Raw genomic sequence first — 15,205 nt, forward strand, 5'->3', positions numbered from 1 at the left:
CATGCTCGCACTCGCCATGCTCGTGATCACAGTGGCTGTGGTCATGGTCATGGTCGTCTTCCTTGAGAAAGTCGGGATCGATGTCGAGCTTGGCGTTCAGGTTGAAGCCGCGCAGGTCCAGCACTTCCTTGAGCGGCACGTCGCCGAAATGCACGGCTCGAATGGGCGCGCGCGGGTTCATGTGCTTGAGGCGGTGGATCAGCGCGTGCGTCTCATCCTCCGTCACCAGGTCCGTCTTGGACAGGAATATCTGATCGGCGAACCCCACCTGGCGGCGCGCCTCCTGGCGATCGTCCAGTTGCTGGTTGGCATGCTTGGCATCGACCAGCGTGATGATGGAGTCGAGCAGGTAGGTTTCCGCGATTTCATCGTCCATGAAGAACGTCTGCGCCACCGGGCCGGGATCGGCCAGGCCCGTGGTCTCGATCACGATGCGGTCGAACTCCACCAGCCCCTTGCGGCGCTTCGCCGCCAGCAACTGCAGCGTCTGGCGAAGATCCTCGCGGATCGTGCAGCAAATACAGCCATTGCTCATCTGCACGATCTGCTCCTTGGACTCGGTCTTGAGGATATCGGTATCGATGTTTTCCTCGCCGAACTCGTTCTCGATCACCGCGATCTTCTGGCCGTGCGCCTCGTGCAGCACTCGCTTGAGCAAGGTGGTTTTACCGGAACCCAGAAAGCCGGTGAGGATGGTGGCTGGGATGAGGGACATGGCGAATTCACTTTCTGCAAATGACCAAGGCACGCCGCCAGACCAGCAAGCATGCCTTGGGAAGTTCCCGCCAAGTTTAGCGAGACAGGGCGCGCCTGGTAACCGGAGGCGGGCATTCCCATTGAGGGAGGCAGTATTCTTGCCCACGCGCATGCGGGGGCGGAACGCGCCTACTTGCGCCGGGCGCGCGGGTGCGCGGCGTCATATGCCTGCGCGAGATGCTGGAAATCCAGCCGCGTGTACACCTGTGTGGTGGTGATGCTGGCGTGTCCGAGCAATTCCTGCACCGCGCGCAGATTGCCACTCGACTGCAGCAGATGGCTGGCGAACGAATGGCGCAGCATGTGCGGATGCACGGGGGTGCTCAGGCCCGCGAGCTGGCTGCGCTCGCGCAGACGCAGCCAGACGGATTGCGCCGACAGGCGCGCGCCGCGCCGGCCCACGAACAACGCCGGCTCCAGCGCGGGGGAATGCTCGCCGCCAAACGGCTGGGCACGTATGTCGAGCCAGGTCCGCAGCGCCTGCGACGCCGCCGCGCCGATGGGAACGCTGCGGCGCTTCGAGCCTTTGCCAAAGACGTGAGCCTCGCCCGATGGCAGGTCGATCCAGCCGCGCCCCGCATCGTGCGCAGCCGAGGTGGCGAGCACATCGAGACCCACCAGCTCTCCCACGCGCAAGCCGCAGCCGTAGAGCAGCTCGACGATCGCCGAATCGCGCGCCTCCAGCCACGGATCGGCAGCGGGCTGCTCATGCTCGGCCAACCGGACCGCGTCCTCCACGCCGAGCGCCTTGGGCAGCGGCCTGGAGGACTTCGGCGCGCGCACGTCCTGCACCGGGTTGTGCGCCACCATGCCCTGGCGCGCGGCCCAGGCGAAAAAGCCCCGCCACACGGAAAGCGCCAGCGCGATACCCCGCCCCGAGCGTCCGGCGGCGTGCATGCGCGCCACGAAGCCGCGGACATGAGCGCTTTGCAGGGCGGGCAGCGGCTGGCCCGCGCCAGCGGCAAACCGCGCCAGCTTTTCCAGATCGATCGTATAGAGCGTCAGCGTGCGCTGCGCCAGACGCTTTTGCACGCGCACGAACTCCAGATAGTGCAGAACCTCGGGCGGCAGCACCACCGGCTGCGCCGCAGCGCCCGCCGCGCCCTTCTCGGGTGGGGAGGGCTTGCGTCGAGACGCTTCGGCCTGGTTTGCCATGACCTGACTGGCTGGAGTGGTGTACGCGGACGGCGCCCTCAGCGCAGGCGCGCCAGCGCCGCGCTGGCCAGCTCCGCCATGCGGGTGAGGAAATCGGTGCCCATGGCGGCGTCGAAGCGCGCCGGATCGTGCGAGCCCAGCACCAGCATGCCGAAGGCCGGCTCGGTGCTGTCGATCGCGCCTTCGCGCAAGGGCAGCAGGGCGAGCGACTGCACCTGCGCGGCCTGCGGCAGCCATTGCGTGGGCTCGAACCCCATGTTGGCGCCGCAGAAGGGACTGGTCAGTGAAGAGGCAAATGCCCGTGCGTCATCGCTCGCGCCACTGGCGAAGGCTTCCGAGGCAAACGCCGCGCTCACGCCCCATACGCGCAGAGCCACCTGCGGCACATCGAACAGCTCGCGCATGCCGTCTTCGACGGCGGCAGGCAGCCCCAGGGGCTCCCTGACCGCCAGCATCCGGCAGGCCCATTCGTGGGTCTTGTCGACGATGCCAGTGTTCTCGCCGCTGTAGCGCACCATGTCCATGATGCGCTGTTCGAGGCCCTTGATCTTCTCGCGCAGCATCTCGGCCTGGCGTTCGTGCAGGCTGACGGCGCGATGCCCGTGCGGGCTCGTGATCGTGATGCTGGACAGCACCTCGGCATGGCGCTCGAAGAAATCCGGTGTGTTCACCAGGAATTCGGCGATGTCTTCTTCAGTGATGGGTGGCACGGCGGAGTTCACGTTGGTGGGGAGAGTCATGGTGCGTCGGGGATATCGATCTGGCCTTCGAACACGGTGGTGGCCGGGCCGGTCATGAAAACGGAGTCCTGCGGATTGCCGGACCATGCGATGGTGAGCAGGCCGCCCGGCGTGTGGACGTCCACGCGCTTGTCGAGCAGGCCCAGCCGGATGCCCGTGGCCACGGCGGCGCATGCCCCGGTGCCGCAGGCCAGTGTTTCGCCCACGCCGCGTTCAAATACGCGCAGCTTCACGGCTGCGCGGTTCAGTATCTGCATGAATCCGGCATTGACGCGGTTGGGAAAGCGGCGGTGGCTCTCCAGTTGCCTGCCGATGTTCTCGACGGGCGCGGCCTGCACGTCGTCGACCAGCTGCACGGCATGCGGGTTGCCCATGGACGCCACGGCGCACCACACGGTGGAGTGCGCGCCCGTGGCGGCATCCACCACGTCGAGCGGCCATTGCTCGCCCTCGCCCATGGCGCGCGAATCCAGCCCCGAGGGATCGAACGGCACCCGCTGCGGAACGAACTCGGGCCGCCCCATGTCCACCGTGACACGGCCATCGGGCATGAGCTGCGGAGCGATCACGCCCTTCATGGTCTGAACGCGGATGGAATCCTTGTCCGTCAGGCCCTTGTCGCGCACGAAGCGCGCGAAGCAGCGCGCGCCGTTGCCGCACTGCTCCACCTCTCCGCCGTCGGCATTGTGGATCACATATTCGAAATCCACCTCGGGCGAGGGCGCCGCGCGCACGGTCAGGATCTGGTCGGCTCCGATACCGAAGTGGCGGTCGGCGATGAACCGGTATTGTTCGCGGCTCAGGCCGTAGCGCACGGCAGTCTCGTCGAGCACGACAAAGTCGTTGCCGGCCCCCTGCATTTTGGTGAAGCGGATGTGCATGCGCCGATTATCCGCTCACCGGCCCGGCCCGCGCACGTGCGGGCCGTAATAAGCTGTAGCCGCGCCGGGCGGACGGGAAGGGGCGCGGCGGGCGTCGCATGCGCGCCAGCATGAACCGGCGCAGTTGCACATAATGCATGCATGCCTCGCCAGAACCAACAACTCCACGCCCATCGGGAGCCCGTCAAGACGCGCCCCGCCGCCACCGTGCTGCTGATGCGCGATGCGCCGGCGGACAACGGCGAAACCGTGCTCGAAGTGCTGATGACCCGCCGCTCGCCCAACGCCAGCTTTCTGCCCGGCGCATACGTGTTCCCGGGCGGCGGCATCGACGCGCATGACGCGTCACCGCAGTCGCATGCCCAGACCGACCATCGGCCGACCCAGAACGCGCAGCGCATCACCGAGGCCATCGCGGGCATCCGGGAGACCTTCGAGGAGCTGGGCATTCTGCTGGCCCGCCATGCCGACGACGGGCGCTTTGCGGATGCCGGCGACATCGCGGCCATCGACCGCAACAAGCCCTTCATCGAACAATGCGCCGCGCGCGGCCTGCGGCTTGCGGCGGGCGACATGCACGTGCTGGCCCACTGGACGGCCGACCGCACGTCGCCCAAGCGCTTTTCCGTGCCGTTCTTGGTGCGCCGCATGCCCGAGGGCCAGGAGCCCGTGGCCGACGAATCCGAGCAGTTCGAGCCGGTCTGGGTGCGCCCCGCGGACGCACTGGCGCTGCACCGGCAAGGCAAGTTCTTCATGATCTTTCCCACCATCCGCACGCTGGACCACCTCACCCGATACGCCACCGTGCAGTCGCTGATGGACGTGATCTCGCGCGATGAAGAGCCGCTGTGGAATTGCTGCCCGCGAAGCGGCCTCGTCAAGGGCCGTGAAACCCGTTTCATGGATCACGAGCCGCCATTCGGCGAGCTGGCCCTGGTCACTCCGGACGGCCAGATCCTGCATCCGCTGGACTGGCAAAGCGAGCGCACGGTGCCGCTGCTCAAGAACGTTCAGCGCCTGACCGCACCCAACCCGGGTGTGATGACCGGTCCCGGCACCAACAGCTATCTGGTGGGCGATCCCTTCACGGGCTACATCGCCATCGACCCCGGCCCGGCGGATGTGGAGCATCTCGAGAAGCTCTGGCGCGCCGCCAATGGCGACATCCGCCAGATCATCTGCACGCACTCGCACCCCGACCATTCACCGGGAGCCCAGCCGCTTCAGCAGATGGTCGAACAATACGGCAAGCCCAGGCCGCCGATTCTCGGCCTCGCATCGCGCCCCACAGCGCGCGTGGACAGCCAGTTCACACCCGACCGCGAACTGGCCGATGGCGAATTGGTGCCATTGCGTGGCTCGGGGCCGGACGGCGAAATCACCCACACGCTGCAAGCCATCCACACGCCCGGCCACGCCGCCAACCATGTCTGCCTGCTGCTGCGCGAGGACGGCCTGCTGTTTTCGGGCGATCACATCCTCAACGGCAGCACGACGGTGGTCAACCCGCCCGACGGCAACATGGATGACTACCTGGATTCGCTCTCCACGCTGGATGCCGTCTGCGCCGAATTCGGCGCCGAGTTCATCGCCCCCGCGCACGGCCATGTGATCGAAAAGGCGCGCAACGCCATCGCCCAGCTGCGCGCCCACCGCCTGGCGCGTGAAGCCAAGGTCATCAAGGCGATGCAGGCCATGCCGGAAGGCAGCCTGGAAGACTGGGTGAAGATCGCCTACGACGACGTGCCCGAACGCATCTGGCCGGTGGCGCAGCGCTCGCTGCAGGCGCATGTGGAACGGATCCGGGGGATGGAGCCGGGGAATTGAGGCCCCCCTGAGGCGCTTCGCGCCTTCCCCCCCGAGGGGGGACACCGCCTTCGCCGCGAGGCGGCTCTTGCTCGGCGGTTGCTGGTATGGCCTGCCCTGCGGCCTTCTGACTGGTCGCGCCGTTGCCTGATCGGGCGCGGCTTGTCCTGATCCTGCGTAAAGTGATGAATAATCAGTTCGCTGCCTGGCTCCTGTGCCGGGCGTGGAAGTGGTCATGGTGGAAAAGCAAGCAATGGCGGGCGCGGCGCACGATGCCGAAGGGCAGCGTCTGTCCAAGCGCGTGATGCAGCAGCAGGGGTGCTCGCGCAGCGTGGCGGAGCAATATATCGAGGGCGGATGGGTCAGCGTGGATGGGCGCGTCGAGGAAGAGCCCGGCGCGCGCGTGCTGGACTCGCAACAGGTGGACGTGTCGGGCGACGCCGCCTTGCTGGATCTGGCCCCGGTCACCCTGCTGCTGAACCAGCCGGTGGATTGCGCCGAACCGCTCGACTGCCTTCACGCGGCCACCCATGACGACAGCGATCCGCAGGCGGGCCGTATCCGCATACTGCGGCGGCATTTCAAGCGGCTGCAGGATTGCGCGCCGCTGCCGCGCACCGCTCATGGCCTGGCGGTCTTCACGCAGGACCGCCAGATCGCCCGCCGCCTGATCGAGGACGCCGCGCTCATCGAACATGAATGCATCGTCGAAGTGACCGGCGACGTGAACGCCGCCAATCTCGCATCGCTGCGCAGCGGCAATCCACTGCCTGCCGCCAAGGTCAGCCGCCAAAACGAGAACCACCTGCGCTTTGCGCTGCCCGGCACGGCCGTGCGCGCGATCCCGGCGCTTTGCGCCTCGGTGGGGTTGAAGGCGGTAAACATCCGCCGCATCCGCATCGGAAGAATCCCTCTTGCCGGACTGGAAGAAGGCCGGTGGCGGTTTCTGGGGCGCGGCGAAAGATTCTGAAGGGAAGAAAGAAAAAGTGTGAAGCCCGCCGATAAGCCGGATTCTGTGCGCCACGGTTGCCCGCGGCGTGACCGCCATTAATCTGGGCCGGGTGTCGCCACCACGGCTCGATGCTACCTACCCGCCAGCTCTGCGGAACCACATCAACGCTGGCCTACTTGGTATTGCTGCGCGTAGAGATTGCCCGTTTCACCCCGGGTGGTTTACCTTGCGGTACGCCCCCCGGACTCGTCTCTGTTGCTCTGATCCTCACCTCACGGTGGGCAGCCGTTAGCTGCTACGCTGTCCTGTGCAGTCCGGACGTTCCTCCAGTGCGGCCTTTCGGCGCTTGCACCAGCGGCGGCCTGGCGTGCTTCACGGGCATGATTATCCCGCGTTTTGCCAATCCCCGGGAGCAGGATGGCCCTATATCCACGCGCGGACCGCCGCAGCCGCCCTACCCGGCCGCAACGCGGATGTTGTAGAGAATCAGCAGCAACAGGCCGATCACGCCCACAAGCATGCAGCCTATCGCCGCCTTGTATTCGCGCCAGGCGAAACCGCCCACCAGCAGAAGCAAGGCGGCGCTTCCGGCAATGATGTTGAAATCGGATATTCCCATAGCGTCCATTTCCCCGCCGCATTGAAGAACGGCATTCATGAAAGAAGTTGCCAGCGCACTTGATGTTACACAAATTGGGCCCGCCATGCGCCGCTATCAATCCGATCAAGGAAACCAGCATAACCATATGCGGATTAGTTCGATCAACTGCGCCACAATGAGCCCCTGGCCTTCGTCCCCGGCTCCTGCCGGCCGGCCCGTTCCGACACCCGATTCAACTCACCGTTGCTGGAGACAATCCTATGAAATTCGACAATATCCTGCAGACCATCGGCAACACGCCCGTCGTGCGCATCAACCGCCTGTTCGGCGCCGGCGCCAACGTCTGGATCAAGTCCGAGCGCAGCAATCCCGGCGGATCGATCAAGGACCGCATCGCGCTGGCCATGGTGGAAGACGCCGAGGCGCGCGGCGCGCTCAAGCCCGGCGGCACGATTGTCGAGCCCACCTCCGGCAACACCGGCATCGGCCTGGCCCTGGTGGCCGCCGTCAAGGGCTACAAGCTGGTGCTGGTCATGCCCGAGAGCATGTCCATCGAACGCCGCCGCCTGATGCTGGCCTATGGCGCGACCTTCGATCTCACCCCCAAGGAAAAGGGCATGAAAGGCGCGATCGCGCGCGCGCAGGAGCTGGTTGACTCCACCCCCGGCGCCTGGATGCCCCAGCAGTTCGAGAACCCTGCCAACATCGACGTGCACATGCGCGCCACCGCGCAGGAAATCCTCGCCGATTTCCCCGACGGCCTGGATGCGCTCATCACCGGCGTGGGCACGGGCGGCCACCTGACCGGCGTCGCGCGCGTGCTCAAGGGCAAATTCCCGCAGCTCAAGGTGTTCGCAGTCGAGCCGCTGGCCTCGCCGGTGATCAGCGGCGGCCAGCCCGCGCCGCACCCGATCCAGGGCCTTGGCGCCGGCTTCATCCCCAAGAACCTGGACACCACGCTGCTGGACGGCGTGATCCAGGTCGACGGAGAGCCCGCCCGTGAATACGCCCGCCGCTGCGCGCGCGAAGAAGGCATCCTGGTCGGCATCTCGTCGGGCGCGACGCTCGCCGCCATCGCGCAGAAGCTGCCCGAACTGCCGGCCGGCGCGCGCGTGCTGGGCTTCAACTACGACACGGGCGAGCGCTATCTGTCGGTGGAAGGCTTCCTGCCGGGCTGAACCGCACCCGCCCCGCGCGCCCAAGGCACTCCACGGAGTGCCTTTTTGCATTTCAGGGCGCCTCGCCGGGAAACCGGGATTTGGCTATCATCGCGGACCGACATTCGCAGTCCTCGCCCGATGAACACGGGCCAGCCCCACCATGATCCGCATCTCCGAAATCAAGCTGCCGCTGGCGGCATTGCCCGCTGGCGAATACGACGCCGACATCCATCCCGAGGCCGCATTGCGCGAGCAGGCGGCCCAGGCGCTGGGCGTGGCCGCCGCCGATATCGCCGGGCTCAGCGTCTTCAAGCGCAGCTTCGACGCCCGCAAGGCGGACCTGATGGCGGTGTACATCGTCGATGTACAGCTCGCCGATCCGTCCAGGGAAGCCGCGCTGCTGGCCGCCAGCCAGAACAATCCACACATCGGCGCCACGCCCGACATGCGCTGGATTCCCGTGGGCCACGCGCCCTCCGGCATGCAGGAGCGCCCGGTGGTCATCGGCTTCGGGCCCTGCGGCATTTTCGCGGCGCTGGTGCTGGCGCAAATGGGTTTCAGGCCCATCGTGCTCGAGCGTGGGCGCAAGGTGCGCGAGCGCACCAAGGACACCTGGGGCCTGTGGCGCAAGCGCATTCTCACGCCGGAGTCGAACGTGCAGTTCGGCGAAGGCGGCGCGGGCACGTTCTCCGACGGCAAGCTCTACAGCCAGATCAAGGACCCGCGCCATCTCGGCCGCAAGGTGATGCAGGAGTTCGTGCAGGCCGGAGCGCCCGCCGAGATCCTCTACGCCGCGCACCCGCACATCGGCACGTTCAAGCTGGTGAAGGTGGTGCAGACGCTGCGCGAGCAGATCATCGCGCTCGGCGGCGAAGTGCGCTTCGAGCAGCGCGTGAGCGACGTGCATGTCGAGACCGATGCGCATGGCGAGCGCCGCGTCACCGGCCTCACGGTGGTGGACGGGCAAAGCGGCCAGGCCTGCTTTCTGCCCGCAAGCCATGTCGTCATGGCGCTGGGCCACAGTTCGCGTGACACGTTCGCGATGCTCTACGAGCGCGGCGTCGCCATGCTTGCCAAGCCGTTCTCGATCGGCGTGCGCATCGAGCACCCTCAAAGCGTGATCGACCGCGCCCGGTGGGGCAGGCATGCGGGCCATCCGCTGCTGGGTGCGGCCGACTACAAGCTCGTGCACCATGCGGACAATGGCCGCGCGGTCTACAGTTTCTGCATGTGCCCGGGCGGCACGGTCGTCGCGGCGACCAGCGAGCCCGAGCGCGTGGTCACCAACGGCATGAGCCAGTACTCGCGCGCGGAGCGCAATGCCAACGCGGGCCTGGTCGTTGCCGTCGATGAGAAGGATTTTCCGCGCGACGCGGCCTCGTTCGAGAAATATCTGGGCCAATCCCACGGCGTGGAAAACCTGCCGCACGGGCAAACCCATCCGCTGGCGGGCATCGTGCTGCAGCGCCAGCTGGAATCAAACGCCTACGCCGTGGGCGGCGGCAACTACAACGCGCCGGGCCAGCTGGTGGGGGACTTTCTCAAGCACCGCCCTTCCAGAAAGTTCGCCAGTGTGCAGCCGTCCTACAAACCCGGCGTGCACCTCACGGAAATCGACCATGCCCTGCCCGCCTTCGCCACCGAGGCCATGCGCGAGGCGCTGCCCGTCTTTGGCCGCAAGATCCGCGGCTACGACATGCCGGACGCCGTCATGACGGGCGTGGAGACGCGCACATCGTCGCCGCTGCGCATCAGCCGCGGCGATGACCTGCAAAGCCTGAACACGCGCGGCCTTTACCCGGCCGGCGAGGGCGCGGGCTACGCCGGCGGCATCCTCTCGGCGGGCGTCGACGGCATCAAGGTGGGCGAAGCCGTGGCGCGTCGGATGCTCGGACTGGACTGACGCGCGCGGACACTCTTCAAGACAGCGCGATATAGCGCGACAGATGATGATCTTCATCGCCGAACTGGTGGTCGATCATCACCAGCCGCTTCGCATAATGCGCGAGCGGCAGCTCCCACGTCATGCCGATGCCGCCATGCAGCTGGATGCATTCCTCCGCCACCAGCGTGCCGATGCGGCCCGTGCTGTACTTGGCCGCGGACATCGCCAACGCGCGCGTCCGGCCTTGCGCGTTGTCGATCGCGTCGGCCGCGTTGATCACGGCGGAGCGCGCCTGCTCGACCTCCAGCAGCACATCGGCCATGCGGTGCTGCAGCGCCTGGAAGCTGCCGATGGGCACTCCGAACTGCTTGCGGGTCTGCAGATACTCCAGCGTGCCTTGCTTGACCACGTCCATCGCGCCAAGCGCTTCGGAACTGAGCGCCAGAAGCGCGTACTCGCAAATGCTCTCCAGCAGGTCGGCGCCGTCCCCGGGCGTTCCGATCATCGCCTGCGCACCGACCTCCACGTCGTCGAACCGGAGTTCGCACGCGCGTCCCCCCTCGAAGCGCGGATAGCCCCGGCGCGAGATTCCCTGCGCGTCGCCCGGCACGAGAAACAGCGCGATGCCCTCACGCTCCGGCGGCTGGCCCGAGACGCGCGCGGTGACCAGCAGCAGATGCGCCTCCTCGCCGAAGCTCACCACCGCCTTCGCGCCGCTGATGACCCAGCCGCCCCCGGTGCGGCGCGCGCCGGTCTTCACATTGCCCGCCTCGTAATGGCTGCCGGGCTCATCGTGCGCAAACGCCGCCAGCACGCTGCCGTCGATGATGCCCGCCAGATAGCGGTCCTTCTGCGCGGCGCTTCCCGCGCGCACCAGCGCCTGCCCCGCCAAAAGCGCGCCCAGCAGCGGCTCGGTCACCAGGCCCCGGCCCAGGCATTCGAACACCAGGCTGATGTCGAAGCCCGACCCGCCAAAGCCCCCCGCGTCTTCGGGAAACAACGCGCCGATCGCGCCGAGCTCCGCGAGCTGCGCATGAAGCTGCGGGCTGCGGCCCTGCGCGCCGTAGGCGATCCGGTTGCGCGCGGCGCTGCCGTATTGCTCGCCCAGGAAGCGGTTGAGGGAATCCGCCAGCATGCGGCGGTCTTGCGTGTGTTCGAAATTCATGGCTCGTTTCTCCACCGGTTGTTTGATCAAAGCCCCAGGATCATCTTGGAGATGATGTTTTTCTGGATCTCGTTGGAGCCGCCGAAAATCGACAGCTTGCGGTGGTTGAAATACGCAGCCGCGGCGGTGGCCGCCTCGGGCTCGCCAAGCGGCGCCTCGCCATGGCTCGCATGCTGCGCTTCCTCGATGAACGGCGCGGCATAAGGCCCCATGGCGCGGCGGATCAGCGAGAGAATCTCCTGGCGGATCTGCGTGCCGCGGATCTTCAGCATCGAGCTTTCCGCGCCCGGCACGCCGCCGCCCGCCACCGCCGCGATCACGCGCAGGTTGGTGGTCTTCATGTTCTCCAGGTCGATCTCGACACGCGCCATGCGCGCGGCGAACAGCGGATCTTTCGCCAGCGGCCGGCCATTGCAGAGGACACGGCCGGCAACCGCCTTGAGTTTTTCGAGCGCGGCCACCGAAAAGCCCACGCCCGCGATATTGGTGCGCTCGTAGGTCAGCAGATACTTGGCGTAGGTCCAACCCTTGTCCTGTTCCCCGACGAGGTTCGCTACGGGCACTTTCACATCGGTGAAGAAAACCTCGTTCACCTCGTGTTCGCCATCGAGCGTGATGATGGGGCGCACTTCGACACCCGGCGAGTTCATGTCGATGAGCAGGAAACTGATGCCCGACTGCGCCTTCACCTCGCGGTTGGTGCGCACCAGGCAGAAGATCATGTTGGCGTAATGGCCGAGCGTGGTCCAGGTCTTCTGGCCGTTGACGACGTAATGCTCCCCATCGCGCACCGCGGTGGTCTTCACCGACGCCAGGTCCGATCCCGCGCCCGGCTCGGAATAGCCCTGGCACCACCAGTCCCCTCCGCTCAGGATACGCGGCAGCCAATGCTTTTTCTGCGCGTCGCTGCCGTATTTGATGAGCACGGGCCCGAGCATGTTCACGCCGAACGGCACGATGCGCGGCGCGCCCGCCAAGGCGCATTCATGCTCGAAGATGAACTTCTGCACCGCCGTCCAGCCCGGGCCGCCCCATTCGACGGGCCAGTGGTTGGCGAGCCAGCCGCGCCGGTTCAGGATGGCATGCCACTGCTCCTGATCCTGCCGGCTCAGCCGCAGCCCCTGCCGGACCTTGTCCGAAAGCGTCCGTGGCAATTCCTGCCGGAGGAACGCCTGCACCCGATCGCGGAATTGTTCTTCCTCGGCTGTGAATTGCAGATCCATGATGATGTCCACCTTCTCGTGTCGTGACCGGAAGATTCCAAGCGGATGCAGCGCGGCGACGGCCCGCTCATTCGTGAAATCGGAGTGATTTGATTGTGGGGGCGGCCAATGAGGTTTGACAATCTCATTACTTATTGACAGTCTGTCAAAATATCCTTGACAAATATCCCCCAACTCCCAAGCGCCCCCAATGGACGTCAATGCACTGACCTTGTTCGTGGAGATCATCGACGCCGGCAATCTGAGCCAGGCCGCGCGCAAGCTCAAGATGACGCGCGCCAACGTGAGCTACCACCTGAACCAGCTCGAAAAATCTATCGGCGTGCAGCTCGTGCGCCGCACCACCCGCCACGTGGAGCCCACCGAAGTGGGCATGCGCCTGTACGAGCATGGCCGGCAGATCCAGAACGAGGTGCTGGCCGCGCAGGAAACCATCGCCTCGCTCGGGCGCGGCCTGCAGGGCCGCGTCGGTATCTCGGTGCCCAGCGGCTACGGCCAGTTGGTGGTGAGCGACTGGCTCATCGAGTTCAAACTGCAATACCCCGGCATCGTGCTCGACGTGCTGTTCGAGAACCGCACGGAAAACGTGCGCGACGACGTGGACATCGCCATCCGCATCCTGAATGATCCGCCGGAAACCCTGGTCGCCCGCGACATGGGGCCGGTGCGCTGGATCGCCTGCGCATCACGTGAATACGTGGACAGGCATGGCCTGCCACGCAGCCTTCGGGAACTTGGCGAGGCGCCGCTGATCACCGCGGGCATGCCCGGCAGGCATTCGCGCCTGCGCGCCTACCGGCACGCGGGCCCACCCGGCGAGCGCGAGGAAATCATGCTCGAGCCCACGCTGATCTCCGAGCACTTCCCGTTCCTGCGCCAGGGCATTCTCGCCGGGCTCGGCGTGGGGCTCGTGCCCGACTATGTCGTGCAGGCTGAAATCGACTCCGGCCGCGTGCTCACCACGCTCGATGAATACCGGCTGAGCCTCTTCGCCAATCGCATGTACCTGCTCTACATGCCCAACCGCCACCAGACCCGCGCCGTGCGCACCTGCATCGGCTTTCTGCTCGACAAGGCCGGGCAGAGCATGCTGCCGATGCTCAGGGACATCGGCGATGCGGGCTATCTGTTCGCGGGAGACTGAACCGCATGCGCGGGAATGCCCAAGTCGCGCACAATACGCGCCCGATGACCACAGACTCCGCCGCCCCGCACGCCATGCCGACGCCGCAGCCATCCACCTTCAGCGCACCCAGCACCGCCCGCATGCTGCTCGGAGTGCTGGCGATGGCGCTGGTGGTGGTCGCCTCGAACATCCTGGTCCAGTACCCCATCAACGACTGGCTGACCTGGGGCGCGATTTCGTATCCCGCAGCCTACCTCGTGAGCGACCTCATCAACCGTGGCCACGGTCCCATCCCCGCGCGGCGCGTGGCCTGGGTGGGGTTCGCGGTGGCCGTCGCCGCATCGCTGGCGCTGGCCCCGCCGCGCATCGCCCTGGCATCGGGAACGGCGTTCATTCTCTCGCAGCTCCTGGACATCAGCGTATTCCACCGGCTGCGCCAAGGCCGCTGGTGGAAGGCTCCGCTGGCCGCCACCATTCTTGCCGCGATGCTGGACACCTTCGTGTTCTGGAGCATCGCGTTCGCCGGCGGCGGCGATCCCTGGTTCACCTGGGCGCTTGGCGACCTGGGCGTCAAACTGGCGATGGGGCTGTTGCTGCTGCTGCCGTTCCGGCTGCTGACCTGGCGCAGCGTGCACTGACATCCGGCGCGCAGCAGCGCATCACTGCGCGCTGGCCTCGTCCAGCACCTTCAGCGCATCCTCGTCCAGCCGCAGGCGCGCGGCGCGGACCAGTGACTGCAACTGATCGAGATTGCTGGCGCTGGCGATGGGCGCAGCGATGGTCTTGCGCGTGAGCAGCCAGGCAATGGCGACCTCGCTCGGCTTGGCGTCCAGGCGCGCGGCGACGCTATCGAGCGCATCGAGGATTCCCAGTCCGCGCGCATTCAGGTACAGCCCCACGGTTTTGGGCCCACGCGCGCTTTTGCCCACGTCGGCTTCGGTGCGGTATTTGCCTGCGAGGAATCCGGCGGCCAGCGCGTAGAAGTTGATCACGCCCACGCCATGCTTCTCGCACAGCGGCTGCAGGTCTTGCTCGAACACGGCGCGGTCGTACAGGTTGTAGAGCGGCTGCAGGCTTTCATAGCGCGCCAGTCCGTGCTTCTCGCTGCATTCCAGCGCCTGCGCCAGCCGCCCGGCGCTGTAGTTGGAAGCGCCCACCGCGCGCACTTTTCCTTCGCGGATGAGTTCGCCAAAGGTGCCCATCACATCCTCGAAGGGAATCCCCGGGTCGTCGTCGTGCGTCTGGTACAGGTCGATATAGTCCGTGCGCAGCCGCTGGAGCGATGCGTCGACCGCCTGGCGGATGTATCGGGGATGCAGGCCGACCCGGCCATCGCCCATGTCCTTGCCGACCTTGGTGGCCAGAACGAGGTGCTCGCGCCTGCCCGACTTCCTCAGCCATTTGCCGATCAGCGTCTCGGACTCGCCGCCCGCATGCCCCGGCGCCCAGCGCGAATAGACATCCGCGGTATCGACGAAGTTCATACCCGCGTCGATCCATGCGTCGAGCAGCGAAAAACTCATGGCCTCGTCAGCCGTCCAGCCGAACACGTTGCCGCCAAAACAAAGCGGCGAGACCTGAAGCGGAGAACGGCCAAGCTGGCGCGTCGGGAGTGACATGAAGGCTCCTTGCCGATTTTGAATATCCGGGACATTGTGTACCCATCTCGCATGGGTTTTCCCAAAAAATTCAAACCCCGCCTCTAAGAACGTGTTCACGATCTCCTCGCGCCGCGACAGCGGCTTTGCGCGATGG

General features: G+C 66.3%; 14 protein-coding genes and 1 other RNA gene. 6 read left to right on the plus strand and 9 right to left on the minus strand.

Going from position 1 to position 15,205, the window contains the following annotated elements; genetic code table 11:
- The 4 genes from ABWP92_RS12370 to dapF all read right to left on the minus strand — a co-directional run.
- On the minus strand, nt 1-715 hold a 715-nt coding region (locus ABWP92_RS12370; RefSeq protein ID WP_353235688.1), incomplete at its 3' end, for a CobW family GTP-binding protein.
- A 170-nt stretch (nt 716-885) separates the two neighbouring features.
- Entirely contained in the window at nt 886-1,911 is a 1,026-nt protein-coding gene (locus ABWP92_RS12375; protein WP_353235689.1) for a tyrosine recombinase XerC, read from the minus strand.
- Nucleotides 1,912-1,949: 38 nt separating this feature from the next.
- Nucleotides 1,950-2,651, minus strand: a complete 702-nt coding sequence (locus tag ABWP92_RS12380; RefSeq protein ID WP_353235690.1) for a DUF484 family protein — start codon at nt 2,649-2,651, stop codon at nt 1,950-1,952.
- Nucleotides 2,648-3,532 carry a diaminopimelate epimerase gene (gene dapF, locus ABWP92_RS12385; RefSeq protein WP_353235691.1) on the minus strand — a complete coding sequence of 295 codons (885 nt, stop codon included), beginning with the start codon at nt 3,530-3,532 and terminating at the stop codon, nt 2,648-2,650. The genes ABWP92_RS12380 and dapF overlap by 4 nt, the downstream gene beginning before the upstream one ends.
- A 141-nt stretch (nt 3,533-3,673) precedes the next feature.
- Here dapF and ABWP92_RS12390 point away from each other — a divergent pair, with 141 nt between their 5' ends.
- Together ABWP92_RS12390 and ABWP92_RS12395 are read left to right on the plus strand one after the other, a co-directional pair.
- Entirely contained in the window at nt 3,674-5,359 is a 1,686-nt protein-coding gene (locus ABWP92_RS12390) for an MBL fold metallo-hydrolase (protein ID WP_353235692.1), read from the plus strand.
- 214 nt (nt 5,360-5,573) lie between these two features.
- The gene (locus ABWP92_RS12395) at nt 5,574-6,308 is read left to right on the plus strand and encodes an RNA pseudouridine synthase (protein WP_502907521.1); all 735 of its coding nucleotides are present in this window, start codon (nt 5,574-5,576) and stop codon (nt 6,306-6,308) included.
- 16 nt (nt 6,309-6,324) lie between these two features.
- Here ABWP92_RS12395 and rnpB read toward each other — a convergent pair.
- Nucleotides 6,325-6,664: RNase P RNA component class A (rnpB, locus tag ABWP92_RS12400), an RNA gene on the minus strand.
- An 80-nt stretch (nt 6,665-6,744) separates the two neighbouring features.
- The gene (locus tag ABWP92_RS12405) at nt 6,745-6,909 is read right to left on the minus strand and encodes a hypothetical protein (RefSeq protein ID WP_353235694.1); all 165 of its coding nucleotides are present in this window, start codon (nt 6,907-6,909) and stop codon (nt 6,745-6,747) included.
- Nucleotides 6,910-7,151: 242 nt separating this feature from the next.
- Between ABWP92_RS12405 and cysK the strand changes: the two genes are divergently transcribed.
- Both cysK and ABWP92_RS12415 read left to right on the plus strand, forming a co-directional pair.
- Nucleotides 7,152-8,069, plus strand: a complete 918-nt coding sequence (gene cysK, locus ABWP92_RS12410) for a cysteine synthase A (protein ID WP_353235695.1) — start codon at nt 7,152-7,154, stop codon at nt 8,067-8,069.
- A gap of 142 nt (nt 8,070-8,211) precedes the next feature.
- Nucleotides 8,212-9,954, plus strand: coding sequence for an NAD(P)/FAD-dependent oxidoreductase (locus ABWP92_RS12415; protein WP_353235696.1), 1,743 nt, complete (start codon nt 8,212-8,214; stop codon nt 9,952-9,954).
- Nucleotides 9,955-9,970: 16 nt separating this feature from the next.
- On the opposite strand, the gene ABWP92_RS12420 is transcribed toward ABWP92_RS12415, so the two are convergent.
- Nucleotides 9,971-11,101 carry an acyl-CoA dehydrogenase family protein gene (locus tag ABWP92_RS12420; protein ID WP_353235697.1) on the minus strand — a complete coding sequence of 377 codons (1,131 nt, stop codon included), beginning with the start codon at nt 11,099-11,101 and terminating at the stop codon, nt 9,971-9,973.
- A 26-nt stretch (nt 11,102-11,127) separates the two neighbouring features.
- Nucleotides 11,128-12,324, minus strand: coding sequence for an acyl-CoA dehydrogenase family protein (locus tag ABWP92_RS12425; RefSeq protein ID WP_353235698.1), 1,197 nt, complete (start codon nt 12,322-12,324; stop codon nt 11,128-11,130).
- Between the two features lie 190 nt (nt 12,325-12,514).
- Between ABWP92_RS12425 and ABWP92_RS12430 the strand changes: the two genes are divergently transcribed.
- Together ABWP92_RS12430 and ABWP92_RS12435 are read left to right on the plus strand one after the other, a co-directional pair.
- Nucleotides 12,515-13,468, plus strand: coding sequence for a LysR family transcriptional regulator (locus ABWP92_RS12430; RefSeq protein WP_353235699.1), 954 nt, complete (start codon nt 12,515-12,517; stop codon nt 13,466-13,468).
- Nucleotides 13,469-13,542: 74 nt separating this feature from the next.
- Nucleotides 13,543-14,088 carry a queuosine precursor transporter gene (locus ABWP92_RS12435; protein WP_502907522.1) on the plus strand — a complete coding sequence of 182 codons (546 nt, stop codon included), beginning with the start codon at nt 13,543-13,545 and terminating at the stop codon, nt 14,086-14,088.
- A 21-nt stretch (nt 14,089-14,109) separates the two neighbouring features.
- On the opposite strand, the gene ABWP92_RS12440 is transcribed toward ABWP92_RS12435, so the two are convergent.
- On the minus strand, nt 14,110-15,069 hold the full coding sequence (locus ABWP92_RS12440) for an aldo/keto reductase (RefSeq protein WP_353235700.1): 960 nt from the start codon (nt 15,067-15,069) through the stop codon (nt 14,110-14,112).
- Nucleotides 15,070-15,205: the final 136 nt, after the last annotated feature.

This window comes from Diaphorobacter ruginosibacter, assembly GCF_040396215.1.
Taxonomy (GTDB): Bacteria; Pseudomonadota; Gammaproteobacteria; order Burkholderiales; family Burkholderiaceae_C; genus Diaphorobacter_A; species Diaphorobacter_A ruginosibacter_A.

Coding starts and splice junctions, on each gene's coding strand:
- ABWP92_RS12440 (WP_353235700.1), bottom strand. CDS start 15,069: ATGTCACTCCCGACGCGCCAGCTTGGCCGTTCTCCGCTTCAGGTCTCG.
- ABWP92_RS12390 (WP_353235692.1), top strand. CDS start 3,674: ATGCCTCGCCAGAACCAACAACTCCACGCCCATCGGGAGCCCGTCAAG.
- ABWP92_RS12420 (WP_353235697.1), bottom strand. CDS start 11,101: ATGAATTTCGAACACACGCAAGACCGCCGCATGCTGGCGGATTCCCTC.
- ABWP92_RS12415 (WP_353235696.1), top strand. CDS start 8,212: ATGATCCGCATCTCCGAAATCAAGCTGCCGCTGGCGGCATTGCCCGCT.
- ABWP92_RS12425 (WP_353235698.1), bottom strand. CDS start 12,324: ATGGATCTGCAATTCACAGCCGAGGAAGAACAATTCCGCGATCGGGTG.
- ABWP92_RS12435 (WP_502907522.1), top strand. CDS start 13,543: ATGCCGACGCCGCAGCCATCCACCTTCAGCGCACCCAGCACCGCCCGC.
- dapF (WP_353235691.1), bottom strand. CDS start 3,532: ATGCACATCCGCTTCACCAAAATGCAGGGGGCCGGCAACGACTTTGTC.
- ABWP92_RS12395 (WP_502907521.1), top strand. CDS start 5,574: ATGGTGGAAAAGCAAGCAATGGCGGGCGCGGCGCACGATGCCGAAGGG.
- ABWP92_RS12380 (WP_353235690.1), bottom strand. CDS start 2,651: ATGACTCTCCCCACCAACGTGAACTCCGCCGTGCCACCCATCACTGAA.
- ABWP92_RS12430 (WP_353235699.1), top strand. CDS start 12,515: ATGGACGTCAATGCACTGACCTTGTTCGTGGAGATCATCGACGCCGGC.
- ABWP92_RS12405 (WP_353235694.1), bottom strand. CDS start 6,909: ATGGGAATATCCGATTTCAACATCATTGCCGGAAGCGCCGCCTTGCTT.
- ABWP92_RS12375 (WP_353235689.1), bottom strand. CDS start 1,911: ATGGCAAACCAGGCCGAAGCGTCTCGACGCAAGCCCTCCCCACCCGAG.
- cysK (WP_353235695.1), top strand. CDS start 7,152: ATGAAATTCGACAATATCCTGCAGACCATCGGCAACACGCCCGTCGTG.